The sequence below is a fragment of the Mycobacterium sp. GA-2829 genome, assembly GCF_001499965.1.
Lineage (GTDB): Bacteria > Actinomycetota > Actinomycetes > Mycobacteriales > Mycobacteriaceae > Mycobacterium.
On the sequence record NZ_LQIT01000042.1, the window covers coordinates 1 to 14,334 of the forward strand.

Below are 14,334 nucleotides of genomic sequence, written 5' to 3' on the forward strand. Positions count from 1 at the left end.
CCGACGGCGGTGCGCACCAGGTTGACCTCGAACTGCTCCCGCGTCACCGTGTCCACCCAGGCGGGGAGTTTGTCGACCGCTTTGCGGATCACCTCCACGTGTTTGGCGGTGATACAGCCCAACGCTTGGGCCGCCGCGGTCGCCGCCAACACAGGTGGCAGCGACGGGCCGGTCAATGCTTGGCGCGGCGCCAACACCGCGGCTTCGGTCAGCCGGCGGTGGGCCTCGCTGCTGGAGATCCGCCACCGCACCGTCAACACTTCTTTCCATGATTTCGCCCCGAGTTGCTGCGGGGTGGCCTCGGCCTGCAGCCGGGCCAGCAGGCGGTGACTCATCGTGGGCAGCTGACATGACAGGGTTTCGAGCTCGTCGAGGGCGGCGAGCAGTTCGGTCTTGTCGAGCAGGTCGACCTCACAGGCGGCCACCGCCTCATAGGCGGCCCGCAGCGCGGTCACCGCGTCCTGGAGGCCGTTGCTCGACATACACCGAACATACATTCGACCACCGACAAGACCTGACGGCCTACTCAACCCCTGTGCACCGGACAGACGGTCCCTTCGGATGTGACGCTGGGGCGGTGAACGCGTCGTGGCGGGGACTCGTGGCGGCGGTCGCCGCGGGCGCGCTGCCGGCGCTGGCTTTTCCGGCACCGGCGTGGTGGTGGTTCGCCTGGGTGAGCCTGGTCCCGCTGCTGTGGGTGCTGCGGGCCGCACCGACCCCGCGGGCGGGGGCACTGCGGGCGTGGTGCGGGATGACCGCCTACGTCGTGGCGACCCAGTACTGGCTGCTGCCGAGTGCCGGACCGCTTCTGGTCGTGATGGCGGCCGGTCTCGGTGCGCTGTGGCTGCCCTGGGGGTGGGCCGCGCAGGTGATGCTGCGCGGGCAACCGACTGTCCGGGCGACCTTCGCGGCGATCGCGGTGCTGCCGAGCGCGTGGGTCCTCGCGGAAGCGGTGCGGGCCCGGCCCGGCCTGGGCGGTCCGTGGGCGGTGCTCGGCGCGACGCAGTGGAATCAGCCGGTAACGCTGGCGTCGGCGTCCCTCGGCGGAGTCTGGCTCACCGGGTTTCTGATCGCGGCGGTGAACACCGCGCTCGTCGGCGTGATCCTGCACCGGCGGTGGGCCGTTCGCATGGTTGCCGCGGCGGTCGCGCTGGCGTGCGCGGTCGTGGGTCCGGCGTGGTACTGGCTCGGGTCGGCGCCGCAATCGGGTCCGGCGGTACGGGTGGCGCTCGTCCAACCCGGCGACATCGACGACTCGACGGCTCGTCAGGCGGCCGGCGAGGCGTTGACCGAGGAACTGGGGGGCCGGTCGATCGACCTGGTCGTCTGGGGGGAGAGCAGCGTCGGTGTCGACATCGCCGGCCGACCGGAGGCGATGGCCCACCTCGCCGACCTGTCCCGGCGAGTCGGGACCGACCTACTCGTCAACGTCGACGCCCGCGATCGCACCGGCGCGATCGCCAAGACCTCGGTGCTCATCGGGCCGGACGGCTCGCGGGGTGAGTACACGAAGATGCGCTTGGTGCCGTTCGGCGAATACCTCCCGCTCCGGTGGCTGTTCGACTGGGCGGCGCGGCACACCAAGGCGGCCGCGGAGGACCGGCGCCGCGGCGCCGCGCTGGCCGTCGTGCACACCGACGACCTCGCGATCGGGCCGCTCATCAGTTTCGAGACGACGTTCTCCGACCTTCCGCGCCGGCTCGTCCACCAGGGTGCGCAACTACTCGTGTATCAGAGTTCCACCTCGACCTACCAAGGGAGTTGGGCGCAGCCGCAACTGGCGAGCAAGGTCGCGGTCCACGCCGCGGAGGTCGGCCATCCCGCGGTGCATGCCGGGCTGTCCGGCGTCAGCGCCGCCTTCGACGCCCAGGGCAGGCGAATCGCGTGGTATCCCGCCGCCGAGCGTGGCGTGGTGGTGGTCGACGTCCCGCTCGGCAACCACACCACCGTCTTCCAGCGGTTCGGCGATTGGGTTCTGGTCATGGCGCTTTCGATCCTTGCCTTCGCAATCGTCTTTCACGGCTGGGCAATACGCCGGAGCTGATCGATTCAGCGGTGTGATGCGGTCTGGATCACCTGTCGCACAGGCACTCCAACGGTGCGCGGGGTCCGCACGCTGCTCGGCGACGGCCTCGGCGACGGCACGGCCCATCGAACGCTCGGCTTGGACGGGCACATCGCCCGGGCGCGGTCGTTGCGCGACCCACACGGCGGTCGTCGGCGGTAACTGACGGAGGATCCGGTCTCGGACTGGGATGATCAAGACCGTGGTGGAGCTGATCTCAGCGCAGCGGGAGTTCTCGGCGTACGGCCCGTCGCATCTCGTCGTGCTGGTCGTGTTCGCGATCGGTGGGGTGATGCTGGTCTGGCGCGGGCGCCTGCTGACCGAAGCGCAGGCGCGGGTGGTCGCGCGGGTGCTCGCGGTTCTCCTCGTGACCGCATTCGTCGTCGCCCTGGTCTACAAACTCATCCGCCCGGACCTCGCGACGTCGGTGCCGCTGCAGCTGTGCGACATCGCGGAACTGACCGCCGCGTACGCGCTGTGGTCGCAGCGGCACCGGGCCTTCGTGCTGACGTACTTCTGGGGGCTGTTGCTCAGTTCGCAGGCGCTGCTCACCCCTGACATCGGGACGCCGCAGGAGGGTGCGCCGGACTTCCCGCACCACCTGTTCGTCACGTTCTTCACCCTTCACGTGCTCGTGGTGTGGGCCGCGGTGTACCTGACCTGGGGGCGGGGGATGCGGCCCGGCTGGCGCGACTACCGCTTCGCGGTGGTGGTCACGCTCGGGTGGGTGGCATTCACGTTGCTGTTCAACACGATCGCGGGAACCAACTACGGCTACCTGAACGGGAAACCGCCGACCGCGTCGGTGCTGGACCTCCTCGGTCCGTGGCCGGTGTACCTGGTCATCGAGATCGCCGTCGTCATCGTGGTGTGGGCGCTGATGACGTGGCCGTGGACGCGAAAGCCCCGCCGCCCGACCGTGAGCCGGGCCGACGGGGCCTCCGCGTCCTGAATCCGGGTCAGGTCGTCTCACCCATCGCGGCCCTGCGGTCGTGGTCGGTGAACGCGACCTGCCTGCCGTTGCGGATGTTCGTCACCATCTCGCGGGCCACACCGGTGACCGCCATCGTCGAGTCGTAATCGCTGTCGTCGTAGGTGATCGACGTCGTGCCCGCGATGCCCATCCGACTACCGACCTCGACGGCGTCGATGTTCGCGCCGAGGAAGATGAACGTCCAGTTCCACTGGTCCTGTTGCTGCTTGGTGAGTCGGTGGACCGCGTCCCAGCTCCACTGTTGGCTGGCGTTCTCCATTCCGTCGGTCATGATGAGGCAGATGACCCGGCCGGGGCGTTGCTCCTCGGGCAGCGCCGAGAGCTCCGCGCCGATCTCGGTGATGAAGGTGCCCACGGCGTCGAGGAGCGCGGTCATGCCGCGGGGTTCGACGACGAAGTCGGGCACCCGGTCGATCGGCGTCGACGAGTACACGCGTTCGTAGACGCTGTCGAACTGTGCGAGCGTGACGTCGCAGCGGCCGGGCAGCAGGCGCTGTTCGGAGATGAGCTCGCGCCAGCCGTCCTCGGTGGCCTGTTTCGAGGTGGCCATCGAGCCGGAGCGGTCGAGCAGTGCGGCGAGCAGTGTCTTGTCGGGATCAGTCACGGGTTCTCCTGATGCGTATTGCTGTTCGCCCGGTTTCGTCAGCGCGCAAGCACGGCCCTTCGACGGACCCTTCGAATGCTTGGTTTCGCCACCGGCGCCGCGGGCCGGCGGGCCCGTGACGATCGTGTACGGGCATCTCCACGTACCCCTTGATTATAGTGTCTGAACTGCACTTATGGACCGAATTCGGGGATTGTTCGGCGGCGGCGTCCAGCTGTGAACTAGCTGTCAATCGACGGTTTGACCGGTGCTCCGACCATGAAGGTTTGACAAGCTAGTCGAGTTACACGCGGGGCATGTTCTGTCACGCGACGGGTGTGCTCGGCGGCCGCAGGCCCGACCGCGCGCTGAACTGCTGGTGGTGGACGATTCATGGGCAGGACTGCCGAGCGATCACGCATCGCGCACGGTATTCGAATACTGGCGTTACCCATCGTGGTGGCCTGGCTGGCGCTCACGGTCGTGACCAATGTGTTCGTCCCGTCGTTGGAGAAGGTCGGCGAGGCGCACACGGTCGGTCTCAATGCCAAGGACGCGCCGTCGTTCACGTCGATGCAGCAGATCGGCCACAACTTCGAGGAGTTCGACTCCGACAGCAACGCGATGGTGATCCTCGAGGGCGAGCGACCCCTCGGTGCCGAAGCGCACGCCTACTACGACGGGCTGATCAAGAAGCTGGAAGAGGACACCGCCCACGTCGAGCACGTGGCCGACTTCTGGGGCGACCCGCTCACCGCGTCGGGAGCGCAGAGCAACGACGGTAAGTCGGCCTATGTCCAGGTGTATCTGCGCGGCAACCAGGGCGAGGCGCTCGCGAACGAATCCGTGGCCGCCGTCCGCGAGATCGTCGACACCACACCGACCCCGCCCGGACTGAAGGCGTACGTCACCGGCGGCGCACCTCTGTCTGCCGACCAGCACCACGCCGGCGACAAGGGCGTCGTCAAGGTCACCCTGATCACCCTCGGGGTCATCGCGGTGATGCTGCTGTTCGTCTACCGGTCGATCGCGACGATGGTCCTGATCCTGCTGATGGTGTTCGTCGAACTCGGCGCCTCCCGCGGCATCGTGGCCTTCCTGGGTCAGTACGAGATCATCGGGCTGTCCACGTTCGCGGTGAATCTGTTGACACTCATGGCGATCGCCGCGGGCACCGACTACGCGATCTTCGCGATCGGCCGGTATCAGGAGGCGCGCGGCGCGGGAAACGACCGAGAAACCGCGTACTACACGATGTTCGGCGGCACCGCCCACGTCGTGCTGGGCTCCGGTCTGACGATCGCCGGCGCCATGCTGTGCCTGAGCTTCACGCGGCTGCCGTACTTCCAGACGCTCGGGGTGCCGTGCGCGGTGGGCATGCTCGTCGCGGTCGCCGCGGCGCTGACGCTCGGGCCCGCTGTCATCGCGATCGGCGGCCGGTTCGGGCTGTTCGAACCCAAACGCCCGATCGCCTCACGGGGGTGGCGCCGGGTGGGCGTCGTCGTGGTGCGCTGGCCCGGACCCGTTCTGGTGGCGACCTGCGCGCTGGCGCTGGTCGGATTACTCGCGCTGCCCGGGTACGAGACCAGCTACGACACGAAGAAGTTCATTCCCGCCGACATGCCGTCCAACCTCGGGTACGCGGTCGCCGACCGGCATTTCGACACCGCGCGGATGAATCCCGAACTGCTGATGGTCGAATCCGACCACGATCTGCGCAACTCCGCGGACTTCCTGGTGATCGACAAGATCGCCAAGAAGATCTTCCGGGTGCCCGGGATCTCGCGGGTACAGACCATCACCCGGCCCGACGGCACCCCGATCGAGCACACCACCATCCCGTTCCTGCTCAGCGCGCAGAGCGCGAACCGCGACCTCACCGACAAGTACAACGAGGACCTGACCGCCAACATGCTGGTGGAGGCCGACGAGATGCAGACCTCCATCGACACCATGGAACGGATGTCGAGCCTGACCCGTCAGATGGCCGCCACCACCCACGAGATGGTGACCAAGACCCGCAACATGACTGTCGACATCGCCGAATTACGGGACCACATCGCCGATTTCGACGACTTCCTCCGGCCCATCCGGAACTACTTCTACTGGGAACCGCACTGTTACGACATCCCGGTCTGCTTCGCGATCCGCTCGGTGTTCGACACCCTCGACGGCGTCGACACCATGACCGACGACGTGCAGGCTCTGGTGCCCGACCTCGAGCGGCTCGATGCGCTGATGCCGCAACTCGTCGCGACCCTGCCGCAACAGATCGAATCGATGAAGTCGATGAAGTCGATGATGCTGACGATGTACTCGACGCAGAAGGGGATGCAGGACCAGTCGACCGCGATGCGGGAGAACTCCGACGCGATGGGGGAGGCGTTCGACACCGCCCGCAACGACGACACGTTCTACCTGCCGCCCGAGGTGTTCGACAACGCCGACTTCAAGCGGGGGATGGAGAACTTCATCTCCCCGGACGGCAAGTCGGTGCGGTTCATCATCAGCCACGAGGGCGATCCGGCCACCATGGAGGGCATCTCGCACATCGACGCGATCAAGACCGCGGCCAAAGAGGCCATCAAGGGCACGCCGCTGGAGGGGTCGTCGGTGTATCTCGCCGGTACCGCCGCCACCTACAAGGACATGCGGGACGGCTCGTTCTACGACCTGCTGATCGCCGGAATCGCCGCCGTGACACTGATTTTCGTCATCATGCTCGTCATCACCCGAAGCGTGGTCGCAGCCGCGGTGATCGTGGGGACAGTGCTGCTGTCGCTGGGTGCGTCGTTCGGGATGTCGGTGCTGCTCTGGCAACACATCCTCGGGCTGGATCTGCACTGGATGGTGCTGCCCATGTCGGTGATCCTGTTGCTGGCGGTGGGGTCGGACTACAACCTGCTGCTGGTGTCGCGGTTCAAGGAAGAGCTCGACGGCGGGCTCAAGACCGGCATCATCCGGGCCATGGCCGGCACCGGGTCGGTGGTGACGTCGGCAGGCCTGGTGTTCGCCGCAACGATGGCGTCGTTCGTGTTCGGCGACCTGCTGGTCATCGGCCAGGTGGGCAGCACCATCGCCATGGGGTTGCTGTTCGACACGCTCATCGTGCGTTCGTTCATGACACCGTCGATCGCGGCGTTGCTGGGGCGCTGGTTTTGGTGGCCGACGCGGGTGCGCACCACGGCGTCGCGGCGCCGGTTGGCGGCCATCGGCCTGGGGTCCGGCAACGCCGGCTGAGGGCGCCGAGGTCGCATCCCCGCGGCCGGCCCGCCATGATGGGGGTGTCATGGTTGCGACGAACGAGGACGCGGGGCTCGGCACGCTGCCCCTGCCGCCGAAGAATCCGCTGCCCTACCGGCAGTTGCTGCCCCTGGTGCGCAACTTCCACACCGGTCAGGAGGTGTTGCGGCGCGTCGGCGGGCCGGTGATCCGGCTCAAGCTCGGACCCGCGTGGATGATCCCGCAGATCGTGGTCGTCACCTCACCGGCCGGGATCCGCGACGTCCTGGGACGCAACCACGCCTCGGCCGAACGCTGCCGGGTGCACGACGAGGTCCGCGACCTCGGCGGCGAGAGCCTGTTCGTGCTGCGCAACCTGCCGTGGGTGCCGCGGCGCCGGGCCCTGCAACCGGTGTTCACCAAGCCGAGCGTGCGCGGCTTCGGTGGGCACATGTCGCGCGCCGCGGAGATGGTCGGGCAGGGCTGGGCCGCAGGCGTGCGCGTCGACCTGGACGAGGAGTGCCGCCGGTTGACCATGCGGTCGCTGGGCCGGTCGATCCTCGGGCTGGACCTCGACGCGAAAGCCGACGTGATCGCCGGGCCGCTGCCGGTGGCCGCGGGGTACGCCGCCGACCGCGCGCTCAAACCCGTGCGGGCGCCGCGCTGGCTGCCCACGCCCCAGCGCCGCCGCGCCACCGCGGCCGTCGCGACGATGAAGGCGGTCACCTACGACATCCTGCGCGCCTGCCGGGCCGACCCGACGATCGACGCGCCCCTGGTGCACGCGTTGATCAACGCCTCGGACCCCGAAACCGGTCTGGCGCTGTCCGACGACGACATCTGCAACGAACTGCTGGTGTTCATGTTGGCCGGCCACGACACCACCGCCACCCTGCTGACCTACGCGTTGTGGGCGCTCGGACACCACCCGGACCTGCAGGAGCGCGTCGCGGCCGAGGCCCGCGCCATCGGCGACCGGCTGCTGACCCCTGAGGACGTCGGCCGGCTCGGCTACACCGTGCAGGTGCTCAACGAGTCGCTGCGGCTGTGCCCGCCGGCCGCGGGCGTCGGTCGGCTGGCGCTGCGCGACATCGAGATCGACGGTTACCGAGTCGAGGCGGGCAGCCTCGTGGGGGTCGGGATCTACGCGGTGCACCGCGATCCGGAATTGTGGGAGCGGCCGCTGGAGTTCGACCCCGAGCGGTTCGCCCCGCACAACGTCAAGGACCGCGATCGCTGGCAGTTCATCCCGTTCGCCGGAGGTCCGCGCGCCTGTATCGGACAGCACTTCGCGATGTTGGAGGCGACGCTCGCGCTGGCCACGCTGGTCCGCGACCATGAGATCTCCTCGATCGAGGACGATTTCCCGCTCGAGGTGCCCTATACGACCGTGGCGGCCGGGCCCATCTGGGCCCGCGTGCGCCGCCGCACCTGAGAGCATCGCTGCTATGACGGTCGTGATTGCCCTGCGCTGCGCCGACGGGATCGTGCTCGCCGCGGACTCCCAGATCACCGAACCCGCCCGCGGTCTGACGTACCCGGCTCAGAAACTGCACGGGCTCGGTAAGCGCGCCGCCTGGGGCGGCAGCGGCTCCCGTGCGGTGCTCTACGACCTCGAGCAGCTGTTCGACGCGCAGCCCGAGACCATCGTCGAGGCCCAGGACGTCGGACGGGCACTGCAGTCCCGGGTCGTGCCGGTGTTGCGCCACCACTACGAGAACTTCATCGAGACCGTTCCGGGCAGCGACGGCGGCGGCGCCACACCGGCGACCTATGTGCTGGCCGCGGGGTACTCCAATGGCGCCCCGTTCATCGTCGACATCGACCCCCACGGGTTGATCGGGCACTACGAGGAGACCGGCTTCCACGCCGTCGGCAGCGGCGCCCCGATGGCGCAGCAGGCGCGGGCGTTGCTCGCGAACTTCGGGATGTCGCAACGGCCGATCCGATACGGCGTGATTGCGGCGCTGCGCGTCTTGGACGCACTCGATGAGAGCTCCCCGACGGTCGGCGGCCCGATGGACCTCTGTCGCATCACCGCCGACGGCGCCGAGCACCTCTCCGACGACGAAGTCACGAAGGTTCGCAACGACGTACGCCGGTGGCAGGAGCTCGAAGACCGCGTGCTGGACGGGCTCTTCGACTGACCTCACTCCAGGCTGTCGCGCCGTTCGCCGATGAAGCGCAACAGTTCCGGGTCGGAGGAGACGAACCTGTCGACCTCCTCACCGCCGTCGCAGCGCAGCAACGCCACCGTGACCCGGTCCGGTGTTCGCGACAGGACCGTCCAGACGGCACCGCTGTCCTGCCAGCGTCGCAACTCCTCGACCAGATCTCGCTCGGACATGCCTCCACGATCCCAGTGCCGCTGTGCGGTACGCGCACAACACGCCGGACGGGTTGACCGGCCGACGGCCCGGTCAGGGGCATGATTGACCGCTGATGAAGCTCGCGACGGTGACCACCCGCCCGCCCGCCGGGGCGTCAGGCGCTCCCGCGCAGGGGCTCTCGCCCGACCATCTGTTGATCGCGGCGCTGGTCGACGAACACCTGGACCTCGCCCGCATCCGGGCCGCCTACGGCGACGATCCGCGGGTGCCGGTCAGCATCCTGCTCCTCGGTTACACGTCCGGGGTGTACTCGTCGCGGGAGATCGCCCGTAAGTGTGTGGATGACAACGATTTCCGATGGCTGGCTGCCGGGCAGAGACCCGATCGCCATGCGATCGCCGAATTCCGCACACGGCACCTCGCCGCGCTGACACCATTGTTCGTACAGGCGTTGGTGCTGTGCCAGGCCACGGGTGTCGCCCGGGTGGGACACGTCGTGCTCGACGGGGCGACCCGGGGTGCGCTCGCCGAAGACGTCCTGGCGATGCTGGCGGAGGCTGAACGCGCCGACGCGTTCGAAGCGGCGCCGCCGACCCCAACGGCCGCCCGACGGCCGACGCTGCACCGGGCGCTGCTCGGTGCGTTGCTGATGGTGCTGATGGTCGCGGGCACCTACACCGTGGCGGCGCACAAACGCGTCACGCTCACCGTCGACGGCGAGTCGATGACGGTGTCCACGATGCGGTCACGGGTCGGCGATATTCTGCGGGACAACGGTTTCCGCGTCGGCGCGCACGACCAGGTCAGTCCGGCTGCCGACGCGGCCGTCGCGGATACCGTCGTGTTGCGGCGCGCGCGGCCGCTGCAGTTGTCCGTCGACGGGGGACCGGGCAGGCAGGTGTGGACCACCGCCCTGACTGTCGAGGATGCGCTGAACCAGATGTCGCTGACCGAGGCCGCACCCGTCACCGCCTCCCGGACCGACCGGTTGCCGGTGGAGGGTATGGCGTTACCCGTGGTGACCCCCAAGCGGGTGCACCTCGATGACGGCGGTGTCCCGAGCGACCATCGCCTGGCGGCGGCCACTGTGGGGCAGTTCCTGGCCGCGGCGGGCGTACCGCTGCAGCAGAGCGACAGGGTGGAACCGGCCGCGTCCAGCCCGGTCCGTGAGGGCATGCGCATCGTGGTGACCCGCATCCGGGTGCACCGGGAATCCGCGCGCCTGCCGCTGCCTGCGCCGCTGCGGCGCATCCACGATCCGGGCCTCAACATCAGCCGCAGCGTGGTCGACGATCCGGGCGCCCCGGGGGCACAGGACATCACCTTCGCGGTGTCCACGGTCAACGGCAGGGTGACGGGGCGGCAGGTGGTGGCCCGCGACGTGGTGGCCCCCGCTCGGCCGCAGGTACAGCGGGTCGGCGCGAAACCGGGCACGCAGGTGCCGCCCGTGCGGACCGCCGCCTGGGACGCGGTGGCGTCATGCGAATCCAGCGGCAACTGGGCCATCAACACCGGCAACGGGTTCTACGGCGGGGTGCAGTTCAAGCAGAGCACCTGGGAGGCCTATGGCGGTCTGCGGTTCGCGCCGCGCGCCGACCTGGCCACCAGGGAGGAGCAGATCGCAGTCGCCGAGGCCACGCGCGCGGGACAGGGGTGGGGTGCATGGCCGGTGTGCAGTGCGCGGGTCAAGCGCTGATCCGGTTTTCGCGTTCCAACCGCCGCCGAGAGCCTATGCTGGCCCGCACGTGATCCCCGGAACCGACGGCGTCTCTCTTGGCCACTGAAACCCTGGCCGCCCTGGCCGGCAGCCTCCGCAAAGTCGTTGTGCTGGCAACAGTTTGCGTGATCGCCGCCGCGTGCGGTCACACCGCCGAGGATGTCTCCGCGCGCCTCCCGTCGACCCCGAGCCCGAGCGCGCCGCCCGCACCGCCACCGCCACTGCCACCGGCGCCTGCCGCCCTGGCCAGCCCCGCGATCACCGCCGACTTCACCGGGGTCTCCCGGCCGATCGAGGATGCGATCGCGGCCCGGCGGCTCCCGGGGGCGGTGCTGCTCGTCGGGCACGGCGGCCGGGTCGTCTTCCAGCGCGCCTACGGCGATCGCAGACTCGCCGGCGAGCCGGGGCTCGACGGCAGGCCGGGCCCTGCCGAACCGATGACCGAGGACACGATCTTCGACCTGGCCTCCCTGACGAAGGTCCTCGTGACGGCCGTGGCCGTCCTGCAGCTCTACGAGCAGGGCAGGGTCGGGGTCGACGACGCCGTGCAGGACTACCTCCCCGAGTTCAACCCGGCTCACGACCCGCAGCGCGCCACGGTGACGGTGCGGATGCTGCTCACCCACTTCTCGGGGGAGCCCCCCGACGTCAACCTCGACGATCCGTGGGGTCTGGCGCGGGCGGACAAGAAGGAGGGTCTCCATCGGGCGCTCACCGCGCCGCTGGAGGCCCCGCCCGGGACTGTCCTCCGGTACGCCGACATCAACTACATCCTGTTGGGCGAACTGATCGAGCGGGTCACCGGCGAGCCGTTGGACGCCTACGCCGAGCGGAACATCTTCGCGCCGTTGGGGATGACGGACACCCGGTACCTGCCGCCCGCGCGGGCATGCGGGCCGCACAGGTTCCGGGGCGCCGTGCTGCAGTGGGCGCCGGCCCCGAAATCCGGTGCGCCGGTCCGCTGTCCGGCGGACACATGGAACACCGAACTGCTCGCGCGCATCGCGCCGACCGCCCACGACGACGAAGGGCGACGCGACCCGCGCACCAACCCGGACTGGGACCACCTGTTGCGCGGCGCGGTGCACGACACGACCACGCGGCGCATGGGCGGCGTGGCCGGTCATGCCGGGGTGTTCTCCACCGCACGCGATGTGGGGACGTTCGCCCAGGCGCTGCTCGACCGGCTGGCGCACCGCCCGAGCGGATTCCCGCTCAGCACAACCACACTCGAGCTGATGACGACTCCACAGCAACCTGGCCGCACACCCGGGCAGGTCGACGCCGCCAATGCGGCCGCCGCGGTCGCGCCACCCAACACCCGGCATCCGCTGCTGGCGTCGAGCTATCCGGCGGTCCGTGGCCAGAATCTGCGCGGGCTCGGCTGGGACATCGACACCGCGCAATCCCAACCGCGCGGCAAGGTCTTCCCCGTCGGGAGCTTCGGCCACACCGGTTTCACGGGAACGTCGGTGTGGCTCGATCCGGCGTCGGACACCTATGTGGTGTTGCTGGCCAACGCGATCCATCCACGGGGCAATTGGCCGATCTCGACACTGCGGGGTGAAGTGGCGACCGAGGTGGCCCGTGCCCTCGGTCTCGGACACGCGCCGCGCTGAGCCGCATCAGCCTCGAGGGAGGTCCCACTGCCCGAAGTCGGCGGCGAGCACCTCGTCCACGTCGACGCTGGTGCCGCCGAGGCGCACCCCGGGATTCGACGCGGTGACGACCACGGACTGGAAGAGCACCGCCCTGGACTCGCGCTCCCCACCAGACCAGGCTCTGGTCTGCCAGGCCCACCAGTGCCCCGGCGTGGTGGAGCGGCCGATCACCCCGTCCTCGATCGCCCAGGCGCACACCCGGTTGTGGCCGTAGACGCCGGTGCGCGCGACCCCGAGAACCGAGTTGATGCCGCGCAACCACTGCACCGCGACGCTGCCCCAGGTGTCCTGGTCGATGTCCTCGTCGATGCTGAAGAAGATCGGCGCCGAGGCCGGACCACCGGCGGCGCTGTGCCACCGCAGGGCAGTCTCGGCGTCGGCCACCCCGCCGTCGTATCCGCGGGTGAAGTCCGACGGGGTGGGCCATCCGGGCTTGCCGTACTGGTAGCAGCTGACGACGTGCAGACCGGCGGCGCGCAGCGCGTCCGCGTAGCCGCGGGTGACCGGTTTGAAGTCGAAGTCCGCACCGGGCCGCAACTCAGAGACGTAGACCAGCGCACCGTCGAAACCCGCCGCCCGGATCTCCTCCGGTGCGACCAGCCGATGGGTGAAATCGATCAACTGGAGGTCCGCGGCCGCCGCCGATCCTGCGGTCAGGGTCGCAACCGCCGGACCGGCCACGAGAAGAGCCGGGGCGGCCACGGCACAGGTGAGGACCTCGCGCCGGGAGACGGCACGACCGGACGGCCCCTGGGAAACGTGCACTGCGGAATGGTAACCACTTCCCGGCTGCGCCCGGGCCCTGTCGGCCGAGTCGACGAAAATCGTTGTGCTCCGGCGGATGTCACGGGACGTGGGCAACCGTGTGCCGGTCGCGACGACCGACCGGGGTTGCCAGAAACCCGAGAACGGTTCCTTCCGAAAACTTTCACGTCGGAATCGCGACTCGTCACGCGAATTCCGACCGTGTGCGTGCGCGTCATGGCTACGGTGTCCTTGACTCAACCGCACGGTGAAGGAGTCAACGCGTGTCCCACTCAGACCACGTCATCCGGAAGACGTTGACGATCATGGGAATCGGAGCGGTCCTGCTGGCCGGCTCGGCGTCCGCAACCGCTCAGCCCGCACCGCCGCCACCAGGGTGTACGGCGGGAGACCTCGCACAGGTGTCCGGCGCGGTCGGTACGGCGATGGCGAACTACCTGTTCAGCCATCCGGACGTCAACACCTTCTTCACCAGTCTGCGGGGCCTACCCAACGAAGAAGTCCGCGGCCGCGTCCAGGACTACATGACCGCCAATCGCCAGGTGGAGGCCGAGATCAACGGGATCCGCCAGCCGCTGACCGATCTGCGGAACCGGTGTGACGCCCCCGCGCCGGCAGGCCCGCTCGGCCCGCCGTGATGTGCATCCGCCGGCCGTTCTCGGTGAGGGGAGTGAAGCGATGAGTCGAGGGATGCGAGCGATCAGACTGGCGGTGGCAGGCGCCTCGGCAAGTGCGGCCGTATTCGGCGTCGTCTCGGTGGTTCATCCGCCGGGAGACGCGACGGCCGATGTGTGCGCCAGCGTCGGGCGCCGCGTCTCGGTCAGCGGGTGCGCGAACATCGCCGACGCGGTGGCGCCCTATGTGCCCCCGCCCGCCTACTACGCGCCGATGCCGTACGACCCACCACCGCCGCCGAACGCCACCGGATGCGTCAGCTACAACGGCAGATGGGTCAGCGCGGGCGGCTGCAACTAGGCCGGTCCACAACGGTCGACGG

General features: G+C 69.2%; 13 protein-coding genes and 1 pseudogene. 10 read left to right on the forward strand and 4 right to left on the reverse strand.

The features are described from left to right. Positions 1 to 497, reverse strand: a 497-nt coding sequence (locus AU194_RS22515) for a DUF222 domain-containing protein (RefSeq protein WP_157576418.1), incomplete at its 3' end; no start/stop codon positions are given. A gap of 80 nt (positions 498 to 577) precedes the next feature. Here AU194_RS22515 and lnt point away from each other — a divergent pair. Beyond that, a complete protein-coding gene (lnt, locus tag AU194_RS22520; protein ID WP_059091493.1) occupies positions 578 to 2,044 on the forward strand; it encodes an apolipoprotein N-acyltransferase in 1,467 nt (488 codons plus the stop codon). Positions 2,045 to 2,255: 211 nt separating this feature from the next. Further along, positions 2,256 to 3,017, forward strand: a complete 762-nt coding sequence (locus tag AU194_RS22525; RefSeq protein ID WP_369804198.1) for a TIGR02206 family membrane protein — start codon at positions 2,256 to 2,258, stop codon at positions 3,015 to 3,017. Between the two features lie 7 nt (positions 3,018 to 3,024). Here the strand turns inward: AU194_RS22525 and AU194_RS22530 are convergent, their stop codons facing one another. Next, positions 3,025 to 3,663, reverse strand: coding sequence for a VWA domain-containing protein (locus tag AU194_RS22530; RefSeq protein WP_157576421.1), 639 nt, complete (start codon positions 3,661 to 3,663; stop codon positions 3,025 to 3,027). 372 nt (positions 3,664 to 4,035) lie between these two features. Between AU194_RS22530 and AU194_RS22535 the strand changes: the two genes are divergently transcribed. Genes AU194_RS22535 through AU194_RS22545 form a run of 3 tightly spaced genes read left to right on the forward strand, consistent with a single transcriptional unit; the run spans position 4,036 to position 9,011 of the window. Then, the gene (locus tag AU194_RS22535) at positions 4,036 to 6,882 is read left to right on the forward strand and encodes an RND family transporter (protein ID WP_059091494.1); all 2,847 of its coding nucleotides are present in this window, start codon (positions 4,036 to 4,038) and stop codon (positions 6,880 to 6,882) included. A 49-nt stretch (positions 6,883 to 6,931) separates the two neighbouring features. Next, positions 6,932 to 8,299 (forward strand): cytochrome P450, encoded by a 1,368-nt coding sequence (locus AU194_RS22540; protein ID WP_059091495.1) that lies wholly within the window; start codon positions 6,932 to 6,934, stop codon positions 8,297 to 8,299. Positions 8,300 to 8,312: 13 nt separating this feature from the next. Next, positions 8,313 to 9,011, forward strand: coding sequence for a proteasome protein (locus AU194_RS22545; protein WP_059091496.1), 699 nt, complete (start codon positions 8,313 to 8,315; stop codon positions 9,009 to 9,011). Positions 9,012 to 9,013: 2 nt separating this feature from the next. Here the strand turns inward: AU194_RS22545 and AU194_RS22550 are convergent, their stop codons facing one another. Next, on the reverse strand, positions 9,014 to 9,211 hold the full coding sequence (locus AU194_RS22550; RefSeq protein ID WP_059091497.1) for a hypothetical protein: 198 nt from the start codon (positions 9,209 to 9,211) through the stop codon (positions 9,014 to 9,016). 95 nt (positions 9,212 to 9,306) lie between these two features. Between AU194_RS22550 and AU194_RS32720 the strand changes: the two are divergent. The 3 genes and pseudogenes from AU194_RS32720 to AU194_RS22560 all read left to right on the forward strand — a co-directional run. After that, positions 9,307 to 9,627 (forward strand): annotated as a pseudogene (locus AU194_RS32720) (transposase); the annotation flags it as partial. 216 nt (positions 9,628 to 9,843) lie between these two features. After that, positions 9,844 to 10,890 (forward strand): resuscitation-promoting factor, encoded by a 1,047-nt coding sequence (locus tag AU194_RS22555; RefSeq protein ID WP_231743545.1) that lies wholly within the window; start codon positions 9,844 to 9,846, stop codon positions 10,888 to 10,890. 77 nt (positions 10,891 to 10,967) lie between these two features. Next, positions 10,968 to 12,530, forward strand: coding sequence for a serine hydrolase (locus tag AU194_RS22560; protein ID WP_059091498.1), 1,563 nt, complete (start codon positions 10,968 to 10,970; stop codon positions 12,528 to 12,530). Positions 12,531 to 12,536: 6 nt separating this feature from the next. Here AU194_RS22560 and AU194_RS22565 read toward each other — a convergent pair whose 3' ends face one another. Further along, positions 12,537 to 13,337 carry a DUF1906 domain-containing protein gene (locus AU194_RS22565; RefSeq protein ID WP_082698798.1) on the reverse strand — a complete coding sequence of 267 codons (801 nt, stop codon included), beginning with the start codon at positions 13,335 to 13,337 and terminating at the stop codon, positions 12,537 to 12,539. A gap of 263 nt (positions 13,338 to 13,600) precedes the next feature. Between AU194_RS22565 and AU194_RS22570 the strand changes: the two genes are divergently transcribed. Next, positions 13,601 to 13,975 carry a heme-binding protein gene (locus tag AU194_RS22570; RefSeq protein ID WP_369804199.1) on the forward strand — a complete coding sequence of 125 codons (375 nt, stop codon included), beginning with the start codon at positions 13,601 to 13,603 and terminating at the stop codon, positions 13,973 to 13,975. 52 nt (positions 13,976 to 14,027) lie between these two features. Beyond that, positions 14,028 to 14,312: a hypothetical protein gene (locus tag AU194_RS22575; RefSeq protein WP_231743541.1), complete on the forward strand. Its 285-nt coding sequence runs from the start codon at positions 14,028 to 14,030 to the stop codon at positions 14,310 to 14,312. The last annotated feature ends 22 nt before the right edge of the window (positions 14,313 to 14,334 follow it).